Origin of the sequence: Nonomuraea sp. NPDC059023, assembly GCF_042740095.1 — a bacterium.
Classification (GTDB): Bacteria; Actinomycetota; Actinomycetes; order Streptosporangiales; family Streptosporangiaceae; genus Nonomuraea.
Genome location: NZ_JBHYIO010000039.1, coordinates 79,208 through 99,898 on the forward strand (window position 1 = coordinate 79,208; position 20,691 = coordinate 99,898).

Annotated in this window: 19 protein-coding genes and 2 pseudogenes; 8 read left to right on the plus strand and 13 right to left on the minus strand. The window is 71.4% G+C overall.

What is annotated here, in order from left to right; all coding sequences use genetic code 11:
* A pseudogene (locus ACFWYW_RS46120) lies at window positions 1–452 on the minus strand (hypothetical protein); the annotation flags it as partial.
* Window positions 453–651: 199 nt separating this feature from the next.
* Here ACFWYW_RS46120 and ACFWYW_RS46125 point away from each other — a divergent pair.
* Window positions 652–1,839 (plus strand): S8 family serine peptidase, encoded by a 1,188-nt coding sequence (locus tag ACFWYW_RS46125; protein ID WP_379617645.1) that lies wholly within the window; start codon window positions 652–654, stop codon window positions 1,837–1,839.
* 157 nt (window positions 1,840–1,996) lie between these two features.
* On the opposite strand, the gene add is transcribed toward ACFWYW_RS46125, so the two are convergent.
* Complete coding sequence (add, locus tag ACFWYW_RS46130) at window positions 1,997–3,010, minus strand: adenosine deaminase (protein ID WP_379639254.1); 1,014 nt, start codon at window positions 3,008–3,010, stop codon at window positions 1,997–1,999.
* A gap of 123 nt (window positions 3,011–3,133) precedes the next feature.
* Between add and ACFWYW_RS46135 the strand changes: the two genes are divergently transcribed.
* Both ACFWYW_RS46135 and ACFWYW_RS46140 read left to right on the plus strand, forming a co-directional pair.
* Window positions 3,134–3,883 carry a class I SAM-dependent methyltransferase gene (locus ACFWYW_RS46135; protein ID WP_379617641.1) on the plus strand — a complete coding sequence of 250 codons (750 nt, stop codon included), beginning with the start codon at window positions 3,134–3,136 and terminating at the stop codon, window positions 3,881–3,883.
* Window positions 3,884–3,933: 50 nt separating this feature from the next.
* Window positions 3,934–4,086, plus strand: coding sequence for a hypothetical protein (locus tag ACFWYW_RS46140; RefSeq protein WP_379617639.1), 153 nt, complete (start codon window positions 3,934–3,936; stop codon window positions 4,084–4,086).
* Here ACFWYW_RS46140 and ACFWYW_RS46145 read toward each other — a convergent pair.
* Window positions 4,083–4,853 carry a hypothetical protein gene (locus ACFWYW_RS46145; protein ID WP_379617637.1) on the minus strand — a complete coding sequence of 257 codons (771 nt, stop codon included), beginning with the start codon at window positions 4,851–4,853 and terminating at the stop codon, window positions 4,083–4,085. The two genes, ACFWYW_RS46140 and ACFWYW_RS46145, sit on opposite strands and share 4 nt — an antisense overlap.
* A gap of 87 nt (window positions 4,854–4,940) precedes the next feature.
* Between ACFWYW_RS46145 and ACFWYW_RS46150 the strand changes: the two are divergent.
* Window positions 4,941–5,337, plus strand: a pseudogene (locus tag ACFWYW_RS46150) (Clp protease N-terminal domain-containing protein); the annotation flags it as partial.
* Window positions 5,338–5,588: 251 nt separating this feature from the next.
* Here the strand turns inward: ACFWYW_RS46150 and ACFWYW_RS46155 are convergent.
* Window positions 5,589–6,611, minus strand: coding sequence for a GNAT family N-acetyltransferase (locus tag ACFWYW_RS46155; protein WP_379641283.1), 1,023 nt, complete (start codon window positions 6,609–6,611; stop codon window positions 5,589–5,591).
* 108 nt (window positions 6,612–6,719) lie between these two features.
* Between ACFWYW_RS46155 and ACFWYW_RS46160 the strand changes: the two genes are divergently transcribed.
* Together ACFWYW_RS46160 and ACFWYW_RS46165 are read left to right on the plus strand one after the other, a co-directional pair.
* Window positions 6,720–8,111, plus strand: a complete 1,392-nt coding sequence (locus ACFWYW_RS46160) for an NAD(P)/FAD-dependent oxidoreductase (protein ID WP_379617633.1) — start codon at window positions 6,720–6,722, stop codon at window positions 8,109–8,111.
* 16 nt (window positions 8,112–8,127) lie between these two features.
* Window positions 8,128–9,732: an amidohydrolase gene (locus ACFWYW_RS46165; RefSeq protein ID WP_379617631.1), complete on the plus strand. Its 1,605-nt coding sequence runs from the start codon at window positions 8,128–8,130 to the stop codon at window positions 9,730–9,732.
* A 168-nt stretch (window positions 9,733–9,900) separates the two neighbouring features.
* Here ACFWYW_RS46165 and ACFWYW_RS46170 read toward each other — a convergent pair whose 3' ends face one another.
* The 5 genes from ACFWYW_RS46170 to gap all read right to left on the minus strand — a co-directional run bounded on the left by ACFWYW_RS46170 (window position 9,901) and on the right by gap (window position 13,592).
* Window positions 9,901–10,245, minus strand: coding sequence for an RNA polymerase-binding protein RbpA (locus ACFWYW_RS46170; protein ID WP_184974105.1), 345 nt, complete (start codon window positions 10,243–10,245; stop codon window positions 9,901–9,903).
* Between the two features lie 70 nt (window positions 10,246–10,315).
* Window positions 10,316–10,546, minus strand: coding sequence for a preprotein translocase subunit SecG (gene secG, locus ACFWYW_RS46175; protein WP_379617630.1), 231 nt, complete (start codon window positions 10,544–10,546; stop codon window positions 10,316–10,318).
* 99 nt (window positions 10,547–10,645) lie between these two features.
* On the minus strand, window positions 10,646–11,422 hold the full coding sequence (gene tpiA, locus ACFWYW_RS46180; protein WP_379617629.1) for a triose-phosphate isomerase: 777 nt from the start codon (window positions 11,420–11,422) through the stop codon (window positions 10,646–10,648).
* Entirely contained in the window at window positions 11,419–12,591 is a 1,173-nt protein-coding gene (locus ACFWYW_RS46185; protein ID WP_379617627.1) for a phosphoglycerate kinase, read from the minus strand. Before ACFWYW_RS46185 ends, tpiA begins: the two co-directional genes overlap by 4 nt.
* Window positions 12,588–13,592, minus strand: coding sequence for a type I glyceraldehyde-3-phosphate dehydrogenase (gap, locus tag ACFWYW_RS46190; protein ID WP_379617625.1), 1,005 nt, complete (start codon window positions 13,590–13,592; stop codon window positions 12,588–12,590). The genes ACFWYW_RS46185 and gap overlap by 4 nt, the downstream gene beginning before the upstream one ends.
* A gap of 186 nt (window positions 13,593–13,778) precedes the next feature.
* Here gap and ACFWYW_RS46195 point away from each other — a divergent pair, with 186 nt between their 5' ends.
* Both ACFWYW_RS46195 and ACFWYW_RS46200 read left to right on the plus strand, forming a co-directional pair.
* Complete coding sequence (locus ACFWYW_RS46195) at window positions 13,779–14,687, plus strand: hypothetical protein (protein WP_379617623.1); 909 nt, start codon at window positions 13,779–13,781, stop codon at window positions 14,685–14,687.
* Window positions 14,687–15,343 (plus strand): hypothetical protein, encoded by a 657-nt coding sequence (locus ACFWYW_RS46200; RefSeq protein WP_379617621.1) that lies wholly within the window; start codon window positions 14,687–14,689, stop codon window positions 15,341–15,343. Before ACFWYW_RS46195 ends, ACFWYW_RS46200 begins: the two co-directional genes overlap by 1 nt.
* Before the next feature lie 253 nt (window positions 15,344–15,596).
* Here ACFWYW_RS46200 and whiA read toward each other — a convergent pair whose 3' ends face one another.
* The 4 genes from whiA to uvrC all read right to left on the minus strand — a co-directional run bounded on the left by whiA (window position 15,597) and on the right by uvrC (window position 20,637).
* Window positions 15,597–16,577 carry a DNA-binding protein WhiA gene (whiA, locus tag ACFWYW_RS46205; protein WP_379617619.1) on the minus strand — a complete coding sequence of 327 codons (981 nt, stop codon included), beginning with the start codon at window positions 16,575–16,577 and terminating at the stop codon, window positions 15,597–15,599.
* Between the two features lie 84 nt (window positions 16,578–16,661).
* Complete coding sequence (gene yvcK / locus ACFWYW_RS46210) at window positions 16,662–17,579, minus strand: uridine diphosphate-N-acetylglucosamine-binding protein YvcK (protein ID WP_379617784.1); 918 nt, start codon at window positions 17,577–17,579, stop codon at window positions 16,662–16,664.
* A 224-nt stretch (window positions 17,580–17,803) separates the two neighbouring features.
* Window positions 17,804–18,673, minus strand: a complete 870-nt coding sequence (gene rapZ / locus ACFWYW_RS46215; RefSeq protein ID WP_379617617.1) for an RNase adapter RapZ — start codon at window positions 18,671–18,673, stop codon at window positions 17,804–17,806.
* On the minus strand, window positions 18,670–20,637 hold the full coding sequence (gene uvrC, locus ACFWYW_RS46220; RefSeq protein ID WP_379617615.1) for an excinuclease ABC subunit UvrC: 1,968 nt from the start codon (window positions 20,635–20,637) through the stop codon (window positions 18,670–18,672). The genes rapZ and uvrC overlap by 4 nt, the downstream gene beginning before the upstream one ends.
* Window positions 20,638–20,691 lie beyond the last annotated feature (54 nt).

The window sequence follows — 20,691 nt, forward strand, 5'->3', positions numbered from 1 at the left end:
CACCGCCGCCCGCCCCCCCGCCGCCGGCTGGGGGCCACGATGTGGGGTTTGTGGCGGGGGCCGGGCGGGTGTGGGGGGGGCCCCCCCCCCCCCCCCCCCCGTCCGTACTCGGCCGCCTCGTACAACCCCGGGCGCAGGGAGAAGTAGATCAGCGTCGTCATGGCCAGGTTGATCGTCAGTTTGGCCGCGACCCACCAGTAGCGGATCAGCCCGTACTTGCTGCCCAGGCCCAGCGTGACACCGGTGGCCAGGCTGCACAGGCTGGCGATGAGCATCGGCCACACGGCGATCAGGTGCGCGGCCTGGAAGGCGGTCGCGGCGGTGGCGGTGTCGTCCGTGAGCATCGCGGTCAGCACGAGCACGCCGAGCGCGAGGTCGATGCCGATCCACGCGCTCACCGCGACGACGTGGCCGACCAGGACGACCTTGCGGGTTCTCGTTCCCAGTCTCATGTCGTCCAGGGTCCGGGTTCGCGGGTCGGGCCGCGTCCGGCGTGGAGAGACCGTGCGGGTACCGCGTTGCGTGTACGCGCGAGGCGGGCGGGATCGGCCCCTGGGTGTACGCCCACCGCTTGACCACAAATGTTAGGCCTTGTCATGAGCCGGAGTCGCGTTTAGCTTCGGGGGCGAATCCTCACGAAGGGATACCCCCATGGCGTTATTCCGCTGGGCAGCCGCCCTGGCCGCGGCCGCCGCCACCGTCCTGGCGAGCACCACCCCCGCCCTCGCCGACCCCGCCCCGGCCATCCTCACCCCGGAGGCCGAACCGGTCCCCGGCAGCTACATCGTGGTACTCAAGGATTCCGGCGAGGTACGCGCCCGGGCCGGCGACCTGACCGCGCGGCACGGGGGCACGACGTTCGCCGAGTACCGGCACGCGCTGCGCGGCTTCGCCGTGAACGCCACCGAGCGGCAGGCGCGCCGCCTGGCCGCCGACCCGGCCGTCGCCTACGTGCAGCAGAACGCGATCCACCGCGCCTCCGACACCCAGCCCAACCCGCCGTCCTGGGGCCTGGACCGGATCGACCAGCGCAACCTGCCGCTCAACAACTCCTACACCTACGGGCCCACCGGGCAGGGCGTGCGCGCGTACATCATCGACACCGGCATCAGGCCGAGCCACGGCGACTTCGGCGGCCGTGCCTCGATCGGGTTCGACGCCATCGGCGACGGCCAGAACGGCAACGACTGCAACGGCCACGGCACCCACGTCGCCGGGACCACCGGCGGCACCGCCCACGGCGTCGCCAAGCTCGTGACGCTGGTCGGCGTGCGCGTCCTGAACTGCCAGGGCTCCGGCACCACCGCGCAGGTCGTGGCCGGCATCGACTGGGTCACCGCCAACGCCGTCAAGCCCGCCGTGGCGAACATGAGCCTCGGCGGCTCCGCGAACACCGCGCTGGACGACGCGGTGAAGGGCTCGATCGCCTCCGGCGTCGGCTACGCGATCGCGGCGGGCAACGGGCTGTTCGGGCTGTTCGCGCTGGACGCCTGCACGCAGTCGCCGGCCAGGGTGCCCGAGGCGATCACGGTGTCGATCACGAACATCTCCGACACCAAGCCGTCGTGGGGCAACCGCGGCCCGTGCGTTGACCTGTTCGCGCCCGGCTACAACATCACCTCGGCCTGGCACACCTCCGACAGCGCCACCAACACGATCAGCGGCACGTCGATGTCGGCGCCGCATGTCGCGGGGGCCGCCGCCGCGTACCTGCAGGGGCATCCGACCGCGACCCCCCAGCAGGTCCGCGACGCCATCGTCGCCAACGCCACCACCGGCGTCGTCCGCAGCCCCGGCTCCGGCTCCCCCAACCGCCTCCTCTACACCCCGGGTCTCTGACTCCTGCGGGTTTGGGATCGGGCTTCTCCGCCCTTATGGGTTACGGCAAGCCCGGCTGACCCGCACGCGCCGACGTGCGCGGGCCTCTGTCCTGGCCGGTCGTGAGGGCCCACGGGGTCGCTCGCCGTGACGAGCGCCCCGTGGGCCCGCGCCGTGTTCAGGAGGTTGGCAGGGCGTCGATCTCGGCCAGGAGGGTGCTCTTGGTCTCCTTCGGCATGAAGGAGGCGTTCACGCTGTTGCGGGCCAGTTGGGCCAGGTGCTCCGCGCCCAGCCCCAGGGCGTGGGCCACTCGGTACTCCTGGGACAGCGTGGTCGCGAACATGGGCGGGTCGTCGCTGTTCAGCGTGACGTACAGGCCCTCCTCCAGCAGGCGCGGCAGCGGGTGGTCCTCGATGCGTCCGACCTGGCCGGTGCAGACGTTCGAGGTCGGGCAGACGTCCAGCGGGATCTGCGTCTCGCGCAGGTGGGCGACCAGGCGCTCGTCGTCCAGGCAGCTGATGCCGTGGCCGATGCGCTCGGCGCCCAGGCCCTCGATGACCTCCCAGATCGTCTCCGGGCCGGACATCTCGCCGCCGTGCGGGACGCTGTGCAGGCCGGCGGCGCGGGCGGCGGCGAAGGCGTCGCGGAACGCGTCGCGGAAGGGGGGCCGCTTCTGCTCGATCCCGCCCAGGCCGAAACCTACCAATGCGGCGGGAGGTTCGTTGAGCGCGTGGTCGAGGGTGATCCGGGCGGCCTCCTCGCCGTCCTCGCCGGGGATGTCGAAGATGTAGGCCATCTCCACGCCGTGGTCCTCGCGGGAGGCGGTGGCGGCGAGGTTCAGGGCCTCGGTCACCTCGCGCATCGGCATGCCCGTGATCGCGTGGGCGTACGGGGTCACCTGGAGTTCGGCGTAGCGGGCGTTCTGGGCGGACAGGTCGCGGGCCAGGCCCAGGACCAGGGTGGCCACGTCCTCCGGGTCGCGGACCAGGGAGTTGACCGCCTGGTAGACGCGGGCGAAGTGGGGGAAGTCGGTGAAGGTGTAGAAGGCGCGGAGTTCCTCCTCGCTGGTGGGCACGCCGCTGCCGGGGTGGCGCCGTGACAGTTCCAGCACCGTGGGAACCGAGGCGGAGCCGATCAGATGGACATGGAGTTCCACCTTGGGCAGGGCGTCAATGAAGGCATCGATCGTCATGCGGACGACCATAAGTCGCCCACAACCGGCAACGACAGGCTTTATCGCGAAATTTCACATAAGAATGTGAGCTTTGAAGTGGCGCGACCGCGACCCGGCATCTCCCCCGATAGGCTGCCGCCCGTGACCAACCCCCAGGTGTACGCCCGCGGCTTCGCGAGCCTCACCGCCCACACCGTGGACCCGCTGCTCAACCTCGTCCGCAAGAGCCGCGCCCCACGACTTCTGGACCTCGGCTGCGGCACCGGCGTGGTGACCGCGGCGGCCCTGGCACTGGGCGCCGACGTCACCGCCGTGGACTCCGACCTGGACATGCTCGAATACACCGCCCGCGCCCACCCCCACGCCGCCGTCCGGCTGGCCGCCCTGCCCGAGCTGCCCTTCCCCGATGGCGGCTTCGACGCGGTGGCGGGCAACTTCGTCATCCAGCACGCCCCCGGCACCCCGGCCACTCTCGCCGAGCTCCACCGCGTCCTGCGCCCCGGCGGCACCCTCGCGCTGAGCTGGTGGAAGCGCGACGAGATGCCCGCCACCACCCTGCTGGCCGACGCCGCCGCCTCCGCCGGGCTCCCCGTGGACCCGGACCCGCCGCGCGACTTCGACCGGTACGCCGGCCCCGCGGCCTTCACCGCCCTGCTCAGGAAAACCGGCTTCTCCGGCGGCGCGGTCGACACCATCCGCTGGCGCCACCGCGTCGACCTCGCCACCTGGTGGGACGACGTCACCGGCGCCGCCGGGCCCCGTTTCGCGTTCATCCTCGAACAGGACGCGGCCACCGTGGAGCGCATCCGCCAGGCCTACCTCACCCTGGCCGCCCCGTACGCCGAGCAGGGCTTCCCGGTCTGCGCCCACCTCGCCCACGCCACCCGCTAGCCGGAACGGTCTGCCTTGCACGTGAGCCGAACGCACGGAGGTCGCTTCAGGTGCGCAAGATCGTGTTCCACACGCAGACCACTCTGGACAACCGCATCGCGAACGCCGCCGGCGGGTTCCGGGAGCCGTTCCCGTGGGGCGAGGAGCGGGTGTTCGACGGCGGCGCGATCGTCGCCCGCTACCGCGTCGTCAGCCCGCTCTAGTGCGCCTTTTCCAGACGCTGGCGGGCCAGGCGCTCCTCCCGGCGGGCGACCTCGACGCGCTGGTGGCTCTCGTTCTGCCTCTTGCGCGCCTTGGCCAGCTTCTTCTCCAGTCTGGCCACCTTCTCCGAGCGTTCGTCCAGCTCCTGAACGGCCAGCGCCAGCGTGTCCCGCCACTCCTGGTAGTCGGACTCGGCCTGGGCCAGTTCCCTGGCCCGCCGTTCCCCGGCCTCGCGCCGCTCCCGCTCCACCTCCTCCGGTGAACGGGTGGCGCGGCGGGGCCGGGCGGAGCTACGGCCCAGCCCCGGCCCGGCCGACGGCAGCCCGGAGGGCCCGCCGAAACCGCTGTAGCTGAGCGGCTTCACCAGGCGGCCGAGCCGTACGAGGCCGGCCGCCTCCTCGTCCACCACGGCCGCGTCGAGGGTCTGGTCGACCTCCATGGCCGCCGCGCCGGACAGGCCGCCCTGGCGCAGGAGCCGGGCGAGCTTGCCTGTCACCTCGCCGCGGCGCCTGGTCAGCTCGGCGAGCGCGTCGGCGTCGCCCTCGGCCCAGGCGGCGCGCAGGTCCTCCCCCACCGACAGGAGCTCGGCCAGCAGTTCGGGATGTTCCCTGCGGGCGCGGTTGACCGCTCCGGCCGAGACCGTGGGCTTGCGCAGCGCGGCGATCTCGCGCGCCAGCCGTACCTGCCCGGACTCCTTCGCCGCCGCGGCCTCGGCGGTGCGTGCGGCGGTGAAGTCGGCAGGCGGGAGGCCATACAGGCGGTCCGCCACCTCGTCAAGATCCACACCTGTCAATTACCCCACATCGGGGGGTTTGTAGCGCATAGTGGAATCAGCCCTCTTAGCCGGGAGGCCCCCGTGTTCGAGCGTTTCACCGACCGTGCCCGCCGCGTGGTGGTTCTGGCCCAGGAAGAGGCCAGAATGCTCAATCACAACTACATCGGCACCGAGCATCTCCTGCTCGGGCTGATCCATGAGGGCGAGGGGATCGCCGCCATGGTGCTGCGGGAGAACGGCATCGCGCTGCCCGAGGTCCGCGTGGAGGTGGAGCAGATCATCGGGCACGGCCAGGCGTCGCCGTCGGGGCACATCCCGTTCACGCCGCGGGCCAAGAAGGTGCTGGAGCTGTCGCTGCGCGAGGCGTTGCAGCTGCACCACAACTACATCGGCACGGAGCACATCCTGCTCGGCCTGATCAGGGAGGGCGAGGGGGTGGCCGCGCAGGTCCTGGTCAAGCAGGGTGCGAACCTGAGCGCCCTGCGGGCGAAGGTCGTGGAGAAGACCCGGGGCCGCGGCCCGGAGAGCCTGGCCGATCCGCTGATCGGTCCGCGAGGGACGCACCTGGAGGAACGGCTGACGCGCATCGAGGCGAGCCTGCGTCGGATCGAGCGGCACCTGGGCATCGCCCGTCCGGACGACCCGCCCAACCAGGAGCCCGGCCACAAGCCCGGCGAAGAGGACGACGCCGCATCAGGCTGAGGCCCTCGCATGGGCGCCGCGGCGCTGTCAGGCCACGGTCAGGGCGCCGACCGGCAGGCGGGCCTCGACCACGCCGGGGTCGTCGGTGTAGCCCAGCGTCGCGCCCAGGGAGACGAGCAGGCGGCGCATCCTGACGTTGTCGGAGAGCATCGTGGCCCGCACCTCGGCATAGCCCTGGTCGCGCGCCTCGGTCACCAGCATCCTGGCCAGCGCCGCGCCAAGGCCGCGCCCCTGCCAGCGGTCCTCGATCAGGAAGGCCATCTCGGCGATGCCGGGATCCGGCGTGAACATCAGGTTCGCCATGGCCACGACCTGGCCGTCGTGCCCGGCCACGAGGGAGTGGCCGCGGGTGCGGTCGCACAGGCGCTCGAACATGCGCGGCGGCAGCGCCGGCATCGAGGTGAAGTAGCGGAACCTGCGCGCCTCCGGCGAGCACCGGTCGTGCAGGTCGCGGACGGCTTCGCGGTAGATGCCGGTGAGCGGCTTGACCGTGACCTGGGCGCCGTCGGCCAGCCGGACGCCCTGCTCGGCGGTGGAGTGGTCGGGGGCGGGCTGCGCCAGCCGTACGAAGGAGGCCGCCCGCGCCGCCTCGGTCAGCGTGAAGGGCAGCTCCGCGCGGCGCAGCCGTACGGCGCGCCGGGCGGCGACCGGCACCACCAGCCGCGTCGGGTCGGGAAGATCGCTCACCGCTTCACCATAGGTCCATCGGCCGTCGTCCGCGCGCAGCAGCTCGGCCAGCAGCTCCGGCAGCCGCCACGGCATCGAGCGCAGCCGGGAGGCCAGCAGCAGCGCCCTGGTGGGCTCGTCGGTCAGCTCGTGGGCGGTGGCGGGCACCACCTGTACCCGGCGTCCGCCGGCCGCCTCCAGGGCGGTGCGGACGGTCTCGGGTGTGGCGGAGATCTCAGCGACGAACTCGTCGACGGTCCCGTCGGCGTCGGTCTGCACGCTGAGGCCGAGGATGTTGCCGCCCCGGCCGGCCAGGGCGGCGGCCAGCGAGGCGAGACGTCCGGGACGTTCGTCGACCGTGGTGCGGATACGCAGGAATGCCATGTCCGCCAGCATGCGGGGAGGCTGTTTCGGACAAGCTAACACCCTGTTTCGCTCGCACCCCTTTTCGATGCAGCGTGTTACATCCCGGATGCTGGAAGATGGGGTGCTATGAACGCGCGTGTGCCACTATCTGAGGACTTCGTCAATGGCGAGGTGTCTTTCTGGTATCGCTCCTCCGGCGTACCGGAGCCCGGACCGCGCCTGGACGGCGACCTCCGGGCGGACGTGGTCATCGTCGGCGCCGGCCTCACCGGGTTGTGGACCGCGTACTACCTCAAGAAGGCCCGGCCCTCGCTCGACGTCGTGGTGCTGGAGCAGGAGTTCGCCGGGTTCGGCGCCTCGGGGCGCAACGGCGGCTGGCTGACCGGCGCGCTGGCCGGCTCCCACGGGCGCTACGCCAAGACCCACGGCGAGGAGGGGGCGCGGGCGCTGCAGCGGGAGATGTACGCCACGATCGACGAGGTGATCGCCGTCTGCGCCCGGGAGGACGTGGACGCCGGCATCGTCAAGGGCGGCGAGCTCACCGTGGCCCGCACGAGCGCCCAGGCCGGACGGCTGCGCGAGCTCGTCGCGGACGCGCGCGCGAGCGGCCTGCGCGAGGAGGACCTGCGCGTGGTGGACCCCGCCGACCACCTGCGCGTGGCCGGCGCGGTGGGCGCGGTCTGGACGCCGCACTGCGCCCGCATCCAGCCCGCCAAGCTCGTGCGCGGCCTGGCGCGCGTGGTGCGCGACCTCGGCGTGCGCGTCTTCGAGCGCACCCCGGTCACGCGCATCCTCCCGCATCGGGCCATCACGCCGTACGGCACCGCCGAGGCCCAGCACGTGATCCGCGCGACCGAGGGCTTCACCTCCCAGCTCAAGGGCCTGCGCCGCCAGTGGCTCCCGATGAACAGCTCCATGATCGTCACCGAGCCGCTGCCCGCCGCGTTCTGGGACACGGTCGGCTGGCAGGGCGCCGAACTCCTGGGCGACCTCGCCCACTACTACATCTACGCCCAGCGCACCGAGGACGACCGCATCGCCCTCGGCGGCCGCGGCCGCCCCTACCTGTACGGCTCCCGCGTCGACGCCCGCGGCAACACCCACGACTGGACCGTCGAGGCGCTCTGGCAGCTCCTGATCGACTTCTTCCCCGCCGCCGCCTCCTCGAAGGTCGCCCACGCCTGGTCCGGCGTGCTGGGCGTACCGCGCGACTGGTGCTCGACCGTCCACCTGGACCGTGACACCGGACTCGGCTGGGCCGGCGGCTACACCGGCCACGGGGTCACCACCACGAACCTGGCCGGCCGTACCCTGCGCGATCTGATCCTCGGCGAGGACACCGGGCTGACCGCGCTGCCGTGGGTGGGCAGGAAGGTGCGCGCCTGGGAGCCGGAGCCGCTGCGCTGGGCGGGCGTGCACTCCATGTACCGCCTGTACCGTATGGCCGACCAGCGCGAGCGCTCCATGACCCGCACCTCGGCCCTGGCCCGCCTCGCCGACCTCATCACCGGCCACTGAAGGAGAACACTCCCCGATGACGACCCTCTTCCGCGGCGGGCGCGTGTTCACCGCGCTCGGCGGCTTCGCCGAGGCCGTACTCGTGCGCGACGGCGTGATCGCCGCCGTGGGCGACGAGGCCGACCTGGTACGGCAGGCCCCCCGCCACGAGAGCGTGGACCTGGACGGCGGCCTGCTGGTGCCCGGCTTCACCGACGCGCACATCCACCCGGTCCAGGCCGGGCTGGAGCGCGCCAAGTGCGACCTGAGCGAGGTCTACGGCCTCGACGCCTACATCGAGGAGATCAGCCGCTACGCCGCCGGCCATCCGGACAAGGAGTGGATCGACGGCGGCGGCTGGGACATGTCGGCCTTCCCCGGCGGCCTGCCCCACCGCGCGCAGCTCGACTTCCTCGACCGCCCCGCCTACCTGATCCAGCGCGACCACCACGCCGCCTGGGTCAACACCCGCGCCCTGGAGCGGGCCGGGATCACCAAGGACACCCCCGACCCCGCCGACGGCCGCATCGAGCGCGACCCCGACGGCACCCCGAGCGGCGTCCTGCACGAGGGCGCCATGGACCTCGTCGGCCTGCTGACCCCGCGCGCCACCGCCCAGGACGCCGACGACGCGCTCGTGGACGCGCAGGCGCACCTGTTCTCGCTGGGCGTCACCGGCTGGCAGGACGCGATCGTCGGCTCCTACGCCGGCTCCGACGACCAGCTGCCGACCTACCTGTCGGCGGCCCGCTCAGGGCGGCTGAAGGCCCGCGTGGTGGGCGCGCTGTGGTGGGACCGCACCCGCGGCGCCGAGCAGATCCCCAGCCTGGTGGAGCGCCGCGCCTCCGCCGAGGGGCTGGAGCGCTTCCGCGCCACCTCGGTGAAGATCATGCAGGACGGCATCACGGAGAACTTCACCGCCGCGACGCTGGAGCCGTACTGCCAGTGCGGCGGCACCGGCCTTTCCTACGTGGACCCGGGCAAGCTCAAGGAGTACGTGCGCGAACTGGACCGGCTCGGCTTCCAGGTGCACTTCCACGCCATCGGCGAGCGGGCGGTGCGCGAGGCGCTGGACAGCTTCGAAGGCACCGACCCGGCCAACCGCCACCACATCGCCCACCTGCAGATCATCGAGCCGTCGGACGTGCCGCGCTTCGCCGCGCTCGGCGTCACCGCCAACCTGCAGCCGCTGTGGGCCACCCACCACGCCCAGATGGACGAGCTGACGCTGCCCTTCCTCGGCGAGCCGCGCTCGTCGTGGCAGTACCCCTTCGCCGACCTGCTCGGCCACGGCACCCGCTTCTGCGCGGGCAGCGACTGGCCGGTCTCCAGCGCCGACCCGCTGCAGGGCGTGCACGTGGCGGTCAACAGGACCGAGCCCGGCGGCTCGGTGCACGCCGGCTACCCGACCGCGCGCACGCCGTTCCTGCCCGGCCAGCGGATCGGCCTGGCCGAGGCGCTCACCGCGTACACGGCCGGATCGGCGTGGATCAACCGCTCCCCGGCGGGCGTCATCGAGCAGGGCCGTCCCGCCGACCTGGTGGTGCTCGACCGCGACCCGTTCACGCTGCCCGACAGCGAGATCTGGACGACCCGCGTGCGCCGTACGTTCGTAGACGGCGTGCAGGTCTACGCCGGCTGAGCGGGAGCGTTGTCCGCGCCTTCACCGAAGGTTCCCCTCGTGTCGTCGTCGCGGACACGGATGGTGTGAAGGATCGGGCTGCGCGTCCACCACCCCGGAGCGCGCACGCCGGGAACACACGGAAGCCCCCGCGAGGGCGCGGGGGCTTCCGTCAAACCGGGTCAGCGTCTACCAGGGCGACTTGTTGTTGCGCAGGCGCTCGAGCGCCTCCTCCAGAATCGCCTTGCCGTCCTTGTCGCTCCGGCGCTCCTTCACATAGGCCAGGTGCGTCTTGTACGGCTCGTTCTTCGGAGGAGCGGGCGGGGCCGCCTCGTCCTGACCGGCCGGGAGGCCACAGCGCGGGCAGTCCCAGTGCTCGGGGACGGCCGCGTCACTGGCGAAGCTGGGTCGCGTCTCATGCATGTTGGCGCACCAGAACGAGACCCGCACTCTGGGAGCTGCCTCGCCGCGCTCGGCCTCCCCCATCGGGCCGGCGCCGACACGGCTGCCACGGATCGCGTTGCCACTACCCACGGATGAACTCCTTGCTCGATCGCCCCGCGAGCGGCGGGGGGAGAATCACTGTCACGCGTCGCCGGGAAGCTCAGGGCTTGAGCAGCAGGCCGAGCGCGATGATGCAGACGAACCAGATCACGCCGGTGATAACGGTCAGCCGGTCGAGGTTGCGCTCCACCACGGACGAGCCGCCGAAGTTCGACGAGAAGCCGCCGCCGAACATGTCAGACAGACCGCCACCCTTACCCTTGTGGAGCAGGACGAGCAGGATCATGAGAAGGCTCGCCAGGATGAGGGCGATGGAGATTCCGATTTCCACGGTATGCCTGTTCCTTCAATCCACTGTTACGCGTGACGATTCAAACTTGCTTCTAGAGGGTACGACCTGGTGTCAAGTCGCACCCCCTGAACGACCCAGTTAGCCGGACAATTCGCCGAATCGGCAGATCTTGACGTACTCCCCGGCGTCGATGCTGGCACCGCCCACGAGCGCGCCGTCGACATCGGGCTGAGCCATGATCCCGGCGATGTTGCCTGACTTCACCGATCCTCCGTACAGGATACGGACCGCGGCGGCCACTTCGGCGTCGTAGAGCTCAGCGAGTCGCTTTCGCAACGCCCCGCAGACCTCCTGCGCGTCCTGTGGGGTGGCCACCTCGCCGGTGCCGATCGCCCAGACCGGTTCGTAGGCCACCACTATCGATTTTGCCTGCTCCGGCGTGACTTTGCGCAGAGCGGCATCGAGTTGTGACACGGAATACGCCACCTGGCCGCCCGCCTGCCGTACCGGCAGGCCCTCGCCCACGCACAGGATCGGCGTGATCGAGTGCCGGTAGGCGGCCCGCACCTTGGCGTTGACCAGATCGTCGTCCTCGTTGTGGTACTCGCGCCGCTCGGAGTGGCCGACGGTGACGAACGTGCAGCCCAGCTTGGCGAGCATGGCGCCGGACACCTCGCCGGTGTAGGCGCCGCCGTCGTACTGGCTGATGTCCTGCGCGCCGTACACGATGCGCAGCTTGTCGCCGTCGACGAGCGTCTGCACGCTGCGCATGTCGGTGAACGGCGGCAGCACGGCCACCTCCACCTTGTCGAAGTCCTTGTCGTTCAGGGAGAAGGCGAGCTTCTGCACCAGAGCGATGGCCTCGAGGTGGTTGAGGTTCATCTTCCAGTTGCCGGCGATGAGCGGCTTTCTCACTGAAGGGCCTCCAGCCCGGGAAGGGTCTTTCCTTCGAGGTACTCGAGGCTAGCGCCACCACCGGTCGAGATGTGGGAGAAGCCGTCCTCGGGCAGGCCCAGCCTGCGTACGGCCGCGGCGGAGTCGCCGCCGCCCACGACCGTGAAGGCCTGCGAGCGGATCAACGCCTCGGCCACCGCCCGTGTTCCCCCGGCGTACTCCTCGAACTCGAAGACGCCCATCGGGCCGTTCCAGAAGACGGTGCGCGCGTCGGCGAGCTTGGTCGCGAACAGCTCGCGGGTCTTCGGGCCGATGTCGAGCCCCTGGCGGTCGGCCGGGATCTCGGTGGCCGCCACGACCTCGTACGGCGCGTCCTCGGCGAAGTGCGTGGCCGCCAGGACGTCCACCGGGAGCACCAGCTCCACGCCGCGCTTGATCGCCTCGGAGAGGAAACCGCGCACCTGGTCGAGTTGGTCCTCCTGCAGGAGCGACTGGCCGACCTCGTAGCCCTGGGCCTTCAGGAAGGTGTACGCCATGCCGCCGCCGATCAGCAGCCGGTCGACCTTGGTGAGCAGGTTGGCGATGACGCCGAGCTTGTCGGAGACCTTGGCGCCGCCCAGGATGACGACGTAGGGGCGCTCGGGGTTCTCGGTGAGCCGCTTCAGGACCTCGACCTCGGCGGCCACCAGCCCGCCCATGACGTGCGGCAGCAGTTCCGGCACGTCGTAGACGCTGGCGTGCTTGCGGTGCACGGCGCCGAACCCGTCGCCGACGTAGAGGTCGGCCAGGCCGGCCAGCTTCCGCGCGAAGGCGCCGCGGGCGGCGTCGTCCTTGGACTCCTCGCCCGGCTCGAACCGCAGGTTCTCCAGCAGTGCCACCTCGCCGTCCTTGAGGCCGTCGACGAGCTCGCCGTCCACGACCTTCCCGGAGAAGGCGACCTCGCGGCCCAGCAGCTCGCCCAGGCGGGCGGCGACGGGCTTCAGCGAGTACTTCTGGTTGGGCTCGCCCTTGGGCCGGCCCAGGTGGGCGCAGACGACGACCTTGGCGCCCTGCTCGGCCAGGGCCTTGATCGTCGGCACCGAGGCGCGGATGCGCCCGTCGTCGGTGATCGTCTCGCCGTCCAGCGGCACGTTGAGGTCGGCGCGCACCAGCACGCGCCGGCCCCTGACGTCGGTGTCTGCGAAGGTCACAGGTCCTTGCCCACCAGCTCGATGAGGTCGGCCAGGCGGTTGGAGTAGCCCCACTCGTTGTCGTACCAGCCGATGACCTTGACCTGGTTGCCGATCACCTTGGTGAGCCCGGCGTCGAAGATGCAGGAGGCCGGGTCGGTGACGATGTCGCTGGAGACGATCTCGTCCTCGGTGTAGGTCAGGTAGCCCTTGAGCGGGCCCTCGGCGGCGGCCTTGTAGGCGGCCTTGACCTCGTCGACGGTGACGTCGCGGCGGACCTCGACGGTGAGGTCGGTGGCCGAGCCCGTGGGGATCGGCACGCGCATCGCGAAGCCGTCGAGCTTGCCCTTCAGCTCGGGCAGCACCAGGCCGATCGCCTTGGCGGCGCCGGTCGAGGTGGGCACCACGTTGAGCGCGGCGGCGCGGGCGCGGCGCAGGTCGCCGTGCGGGCCGTCCTGCAGGTTCTGGTCCTGCGTGTAGGCGTGAATGGTGGTCATCAGGCCCTTCTCGATGCCGAAGGAGTCGTTGAGCACCTTCGCCAGCGGGGCCAGGCAGTTGGTCGTGCAGGAGGCGTTGGAGATGACCGTGTGGCTGGCCGGGTCGTAGGTGTCGTGGTTGACACCCATGACGACGGTCACGTCCTCGTTCTTCGCCGGGGCGGAGATGATGACCTTCTTCGCGCCGTTCTCGGCGTGCACCTTGGCCTTGTTGGCGTCGGTGAAGAAGCCGGTCGACTCGACCACGACGTCCACGCCCAGGTCGCCCCAGGGCAGCTTGGCCGGGTCGCGCTCGGCGAAGGCCTTGATGGTCTTCCCGTCGACGACGATCTCGTCGGCAGTGGCCTTCACCTCGTACGGCAGGCGGCCCAGGATGCTGTCGTACTTCAGCAGGTGGGCGAGCGTCGCGTTGTCCGTCAGGTCGTTGACGGCCACGATCTCGATGTCCTTGCCGCTGGCGGCGACCGCGCGCCAGAAGTTACGACCGATGCGGCCGAAGCCGTTGACGCCTACGCGGATGCTCACGGGAACCGATCTCCTCGAACGTGATGGCGGGCTGAAACCTCAATCACGAACCCTATCGGACCTAAATTGGTTTAGACCACTGCAACCCCCGCCCTGCGTATGACAGATCAGGGAGCGCAATTTGCGGCATTGAAGTAAAGTGCCCGACTCGTCGGAGTAAATTCGCGGCATTCTCTGGGGGCTGAGATGTCACAACCACGATCCGGCCTGGTACGAGGGCTGTTTGCCGGGTTCGTCGCCATGCTGGTCGCCGGGGTCGCGTACAGCGCGGGCTCCTACGGCTTCGTCCTGCTGCCGTACAACGTGAGGTGGTTCACAGGCGACCAGCGCCTGCTGGCCCACACCGTCCTCGGCCTGGTCATCGCCGTGATCATCTGGCTGGCGCTGTGGCTCACCCGCCCCCGCGGCCTGCTCGTGCCCGTGCTGGCCGCCCTGTTCGCCTTCGGCGCCCGCACGATCGGCTCGATGGGCTCCGAACTGGGGAACTACGTCAGGGCCGGCTTCCCGTCGTCATCCCTGGACGACCAGGCCCTGCGCATCGTCTCGGAACTGCCCGAGCTCTTTCGCACCTCCCCGATCTTCTGGACGGGCGTGGCGATCGCCGCGACCCCGGCGTTCCTCCTCACCTTGCTCCGCGTCCTGCGCCTGCGCCGCCGGGACCGGGCGGAGGCCGCCGCCCTCGCAGCCCCATCACCCACCCCCGACCAGCCCGCCACACCCGCGCAGGACCCCTGGCCCGCCCAGCCTGCCGAGAGCCCCGCGGCCGCCGAGCGGTCCGGCGCCGGACGAGCCTCGGCGGACCACGAGGCGTTCCGCAGGCCCGCGAGCGAGCGGGACGCCACACAGACGATCGAGGAGGACCCCAGGGCCGAGGAGGGCCACCGGGGCGGGGAGCGCCACAGAGCCGACGAGGGCCACAGGGTCGGGGAGCGCCACGGGGCCGGCGAGCACCACGGGGCCGGGGAGCGCCGCAGGGGAGCCTCGGAGGAGCGGAGCGCCGCCGAGGAGCGTGGCGCGTTCGAGCCGCTCCAGCCGCCCGTGCGCCGTCCCGTCCCTGACATGTTCGCCCCGCCTCGCGAGCCGGGAGAGTCCTGATGCGTGCCCTGATCCTCGGCTTCCTCGCCATGGCCGTCAGCGCCACGGCCCTCGCCTGCGCCAGGCTCTTCGGCGACCGCCTGCCCGCGGCCATCACCCAGACCGCGGACGGCCTGCCCTGGAGCACCGCCCAGGCCCTGCTGCCCGGCCTCGTGGTGGGCCTCACCCTGCGCATCGGCCGCCCGCGCAGCCTCCTGGTCCCGTTCCTGGCCCTCCTGTACGCGGGCGCCGCCATGACCCTGGCCCTGATCATCGGCTCCGCACCCACGGCCTACGCGCTCTCCACCACCCCGGCCGCACAGCACGTGATCACCCTGGACGCCATCCTCGGCGGCTTCCAGCAGGCGGCCACGGCCTACGCGGACCCCATCCAGCGCTCCTGGCCCTACTGGACGCTCACCACGATCCCGGCCCTGATCGCCTTCGCCCTGGTCACCTTCAAGGTCCGCCGAATACGCAGAACCACCCCGGCCACCACGAACACCCCCGGCGCCCCGGACCACGACAGCTCGCTGGACCCCGTCCAGCCGCCGGAGCAACGCGGGGCATTCGAGCCGGTCCAGCCACCCGAGAAGCGCGGCGCCTTCGACCCCGTCCAGCCGCCCCGCCCCACCGCCGCCCCCTTCACCGCAACCCACCAGAGCCGGCAGCCATAATCCCGACGTGACAGGGTGACCGACGCCACGGCACGACAGGCAACCGCTTGGGGTCGCTCGGGGTCGTCACCTGGCAAGGCGGCCACGGAGCCCGGCCCACAGGACGCTCGTCACGGCGAGCGACCCCGTGGGCCCTCACGACCGGCCAGGACAGAGGCCCGCGCACGTCGGACCGTGCGCGGTGGTGGGGCGGGAGCCGTAACGGATACAAGGCCCGAAACAGCAACAGACAGAAAAGAGAGAGAAGGAGAAGTCAGGGGGCGAGCATGTCGGAGGTGAGGTTGGCCTCGGTGCTGGGGATGCCCAGGTCGGAGGCGCGTTTGTCGGCCATGGCCAGCAGGCGGCGGATACGGCCCGCGATCGCGTCCTTGGTCAGCGGCGGGTCGGCGATCTGGCCGAGTTCTTCGAGGGAGGCCTGCTTGTGCTCCACCCGCAGCCGCCCCGCGATCACCAGGTGGTCGGGCGCGTCGTCGCCCAGTATCTCCAGCGCCCGCTGCACCCGCGCCCCCGCCGCCACCGCCGCGCGGGCCGAGCGGCGCAGGTTGGCGTCGTCGAAGTTGGCCAGCCGGTTGGCGGTCGCCCGCACCTCGCGGCGCATGCGGCGTTCCTCCCAGGCCAGCACGCTGTCGTGCGCCCCGAGGCGGGTCAGCAGCGCGCTGATCGCGTCGCCGTCGCGGACCACGACGCGGTCGACGCCGCGCACCTCGCGGGCCTTCGCGTGGATCTTGAGCCGGCGCGCCGAGCCGACCAGGGCCAGCGCCGCCTCCGGCCCCGGGCAGGTGACCTCCAGGGACATCGAACGCCCCGGCTCGGTCAGCGACCCGTGCGCCAGGAACGCCCCACGCCAGGCCGCCTCCGCGTCGCAGGCGGCCCCCGCCACCACCTGACGCGGCAGGCCGCGCACCGGCCGGCCGTGGTTGTCGATCAGCCCGGTCTGGCGGGCCAGCGCCTCGCCGTCGCGGTAGACGCGCACGACGTAGCGCGAGCCCTTGCGCAATCCGGCCGGCGCGAGCACCAGTACTTCCGCCTTGTGCCCGAACACCTCACCGATGTCCTTGATCAGCCGACGGGCGGTGGCGTTGGTGTCGAGCTCGGCCTCGATCACGATCCGCCCTCCCACCAGGTGCAGGCCGCTGGCGAACCGCAGCAGCGTCGAGACCTCCGCCTTGCGGCAGCACGGCTTCAGCACCGGCAGTCGGCTCAGTTCGTCCTTGACCACACCTGTCATCGCCATAAGCGTTAGTCCTCCCCCATTCAGACCGGCCTCACAGCAGTCTCTCGCACCTTTCGGGCCGCCGCCCCCGATAGGTGGCCTTGATCAGCGCTTCTGGAGGAAAATCTCGTCCAGGACGGAGGCAAGTCGGCGTGGGTCGTGCCTGGGTGAACCGTCGGAGGTCGCGACGTCGGCCATCACGAGCCGGCCGCCGAGCGCCGCCACCGCCTTCTCCAGGGCGTCGCGGTCGTCGACCACCCCGGTATCGGCGAGTACGACATCTACCGAAAGATCGGGCGCGTGCTGCCGGAGCACCTCCAGGTGCTGCTGCGGCGAGAAGTCGTCCGTCTCCCCCGGCTGGGGCGCCAGGTTGAGCGTGACCAGGCGGCGCGCCCGCGTCTCGTGCAGCGCCCTGGCCAGTTCCGGCACCATCAGATGCGGCAGCACGCTGGTGAACCACGACCCGGGCCCGAACACCACCCAGTCGGCCTCCCGCACCGCCGCGATCGCCTCGGGCCGCGCCGGAGGGTCCTCGGGCACCAGCGAGACGGCCTGAACCCGACCCGGCGTCAGCGCGCAGGCGACCTGCCCGCGCACGATCGAGATGTTCCCGTCGAGCTCCACCTGGGCCACGATGTCCAGCGGCACCGACGCCATCGGCAGCACCCGGCCGTGCGCCTTGAGCAGCCTGCCCACCCAGTCGAGCCCGGCCACCGGATCGCCCAGCAGCTCCCACAACGCCACGATCAGCAGGTTCCCGACCGCGTGCCCGTGCAGGTCACCCTCGGAGCGGAAGCGGTGCTGCACGACCTCGCTCCACGTGCCGCCCCACTCGTCGTCGCCGCACAGCGCCGCCAGCGCCATCCGCAGGTCGCCCGGCGGCAGCACGCCGAGCTCACGCCGCAGCCGCCCGCTGGACCCGCCGTCGTCGGCCACCGTCACCACCGCGGTCAGCTCGCCGGTCACACCGCGCAGCGCCGACAGCGACGCGTAGAGCCCGTGCCCGCCGCCCAGCGCCACCACCCGCGGCCCGTCCCGCCGCGGCCCGCCGCCCGTCCCGCCGCTCTCCGCCGGCACGGATATCTGCCCCTCCATCCGGTACGGCACCGCCGCCCCGTCCCCCAGCAACACCCCGAGCACCTCGGAAACAGCTGCGGAACCCTGGCCCCCGGAACCGGCAGGCGGATACGCCGAACGGGCGCCGGAAGCCGCCATGGAAGCGTCTGCCGCGCCCGGAAGTTCATCAGTCACTCGCGGCCCACATCCCGGTGGCTCACCTGGATCTCCATCCCGCGGTCGCGCAGCCGGGCGGCGATCTGCTCGGCCATGGCCACGCTGCGGTGCTTGCCGCCCGTGCAGCCCACCGCCAGCGTCGCGTAGCTCTTGCCCTCACGCGCGTAGCCGGCGGCGACGACCCCCAGCACCTCCTCGTACGCGTCGAGGAACTCCTTGGCACCCGGCTGGCTGAGCACGTAGTCGCGTACCGGGACGTCGAGCCCGTTCATGGGGCGCAGGTCCGGCACCCAGTGCGGGTTGGGCAGGAAGCGGCAGTCGACCACGAGGTCGGCGTCGACGGGCAGGCCGTACTTGAAGCCGAAGGAGAGCACGTTGACCCGCAGGCCGGGCCGGTCCTCCCCGCCGAAGTAGGCGACGATCTTGTTGCGCAGCTCGTGCACGTTGTGCGCGGAGGTGTCGATGACCAGGTCGGCGTTGGCCCGCACCTCGCGCAGGATGCCGCGTTCGCGGGCGATGCCGTCGACCAGGCGGCCCTCGCCCTGCAGCGGGTGGGGGCGGCGGACGTTCTCGAAGCGGCGGACGAGCTCCTCGTCGCTGGCCTCCAGGAACACCACCCGGACGCGGACGCCGCGGCCTTCCAGCTCCTCGATGGCGGCGTTGAGGTCGGTGGTGAAGGCCAGGCTGCGCACGTCGACGACGGCCGCCACCTTGTCGGCGGCGAGCTTGACCTTGCCGGCCTCCTCCGCCATGGCGAACAGCAACCCGGGCGGCAGGTTGTCGATCACGAACCAGCCCAGGTCTTCCAGTGCCTTGGCCGCTGTGCTGCGCCCCGCCCCCGACATGCCGGTGACGATCACGAACGCCGGCTCGGTGGTGCTCACTGTCCTTCCCCCTTCAGCCTCGACACGATCATCTCCGCGGTCGCCTCGCCGATGCCGGGGACCTCGCGGATCTCGGCCACCGTGGCTTCCTTGAGCTTCTTGACCGAGCCGAACCTCTTGAGCAGCGCCTGCTTGCGCGCCGGGCCAAGGCCGGGCACCGCGTCGAGCGCGCTCTCCTTCACGGACTTGGACCTCTTGGCTCGATGGTAGGTGATGGCGAAGCGGTGTGCCTCGTCACGCACTCGCTGCAGCAGGTAGAGGCCCTCGCTCGAGCGCGGCATGATGACCGGCTGGTCGTCGGTCGGCAGCCAGACCTCCTCCAGCCGTTTGGCCAGGCCGCACACGGCCACGTCGTCCACGCCGAGCTCGTCGAGTGCCCGCTGCGCCGCCGCGGCCTGGGGGCCGGCGCCGTCGACCACGACGAGGTTGGGCGGGTAGGCGAACTTGCGCGGCCGGCCGGTCTCCGGGTCGATCGGGCCGGAGGCGACGCCCTCGGCGCCCTCCTCGTCCTCACCCGCCTCCGGCGTCAGCTCGCCGGTGTTGGAGCGCTCTTCGAGGTAGCGGCGGAAGCGCCGCTTGATCACCTCGTAGATCGAGGCGACGTCGCCTTCCTTGGTCTTCACCGCGAACCGGCGATACTCGCTCTTCCTGGCCAGGCCGTCCTCGAAGACGACCATGGAGGCCACGACGTTCTCGCCCTGCAGGTGGGAGACGTCGTAGCACTCGATGCGCAGCGGCGCCTGGTCGAGGTCGAGCGCGTCGGCGATCTCCTGCAGCGCCTTGCTGCGGGTGGTCAGGTCACTGGCGCGGCGGATCTTGTGCTGGGCCAGCGACTCCTTGGCGTTGCGCTCGACGGTCTCCATCAGCGACTTCTTGTCGCCGCGCTGCGGCACGCGCAGCTCGACCCGGGCGCCGCGCTGCTCGCACAGCAGCTCGGCGACCGCCTCCGGCTCCGGCGGCAGCTCGGGGACCAGCACCTCGCGGGGGATGTCGCCCTCGGAGTAGATCTGCAGCAGGAAGTGCTCGACCAGCTCGCCCGGCGTCGTCTCCTCGACCTTGTCGACCACCCATCCCCGCTGCCCGCGGATGCGCCCGCCACGCACGTAGAAGACCTGGACGGCCGCTTCGAGCGGATCCTCGGCCAGCGCGATCACGTCGGCGTCGGTGGCGTCGCCGAGCACGACGGCCTGCTTCTCCAGCGCCCGCTGCAGCGCCTGGATGTCGTCGCGCAGGCGCGCGGCCCGCTCGTACTCCTGCTCGGCGGCGGCCTGGCGCATGTCCTGTTCGAGGCGCTTGATCCAGCGGGTGGTGTTGCCCGCCATGAAGTCGCAGAAGTCCTCGGCCAGCTCGCGGTGCTGGTCGGGGGTGACCCGGCCGACGCACGGCGCCGAGCACTTGTCGATGTAGCCGAGCAGGCAGGGACGGCCGATCTGGCCCGCCCGCTTGAACACCCCGGCCGAGCAGGTACGCACGGGGAAGACGCGCAGCAGCAGGTCGACGGTCTCGCGGATGGCCCAGGCGTGGGAGTAGGGGCCGAAGTAGCGGGTGCCCTTCCGCTTGGCGCCCCGCATCACCTGTACGCGCGGGAAGTCGTCGCCCATGGTGACCGCGAGGTAGGGGTAGGACTTGTCGTCGCGGTACTTGACATTGAAGCGCGGGTCGAACTCCTTGATCCAGGAGTATTCGAGCTGCAGCGCCTCCACCTCGGTGCTGACGACCGTCCAGTCGACGTCGGCGGCGGTGGTGAGCATCGTCTGGGTACGCGGGTGCAGCCCGGCGAAGTCCGCGAAGTAGGAGTTGAGCCGCTGGCGCAGGCTCTTGGCCTTGCCCACGTAGATCACGCGGCGGTGCGCGTCCCGGAACCGGTAGACCCCTGGGGAGTCGGGGATGGAGCCGGATCGGGGGCGGAAACTGAGTGGGCTGGGCACGGATAGAAGCCTAGCCCGCCCGACCGACAACCTCATGCGGCCCGGGACCCGGGAGGACGGAGCGGCCCGCCGTACACGATGCGCGACGGG

Bases quoted from the DNA above. Each gene is read 5' to 3' on its own strand.
- ACFWYW_RS46195 (WP_379617623.1), top strand. From the start codon at position 13,779: ATGTCACAACCACGATCCGGCCTGGTACGAGGGCTGTTTGCCGGGTTC.
- ACFWYW_RS46160 (WP_379617633.1), top strand. From the start codon at position 6,720: ATGAACGCGCGTGTGCCACTATCTGAGGACTTCGTCAATGGCGAGGTG.
- ACFWYW_RS46125 (WP_379617645.1), top strand. From the start codon at position 652: ATGGCGTTATTCCGCTGGGCAGCCGCCCTGGCCGCGGCCGCCGCCACC.
- ACFWYW_RS46200 (WP_379617621.1), top strand. From the start codon at position 14,687: ATGCGTGCCCTGATCCTCGGCTTCCTCGCCATGGCCGTCAGCGCCACG.
- uvrC (WP_379617615.1), bottom strand. From the start codon at position 20,637: ATGAGGTTGTCGGTCGGGCGGGCTAGGCTTCTATCCGTGCCCAGCCCA.
- whiA (WP_379617619.1), bottom strand. From the start codon at position 16,577: ATGGCGATGACAGGTGTGGTCAAGGACGAACTGAGCCGACTGCCGGTG.
- ACFWYW_RS46165 (WP_379617631.1), top strand. From the start codon at position 8,128: ATGACGACCCTCTTCCGCGGCGGGCGCGTGTTCACCGCGCTCGGCGGC.
- add (WP_379639254.1), bottom strand. From the start codon at position 3,010: ATGACGATCGATGCCTTCATTGACGCCCTGCCCAAGGTGGAACTCCAT.
- ACFWYW_RS46155 (WP_379641283.1), bottom strand. From the start codon at position 6,611: ATGGCATTCCTGCGTATCCGCACCACGGTCGACGAACGTCCCGGACGT.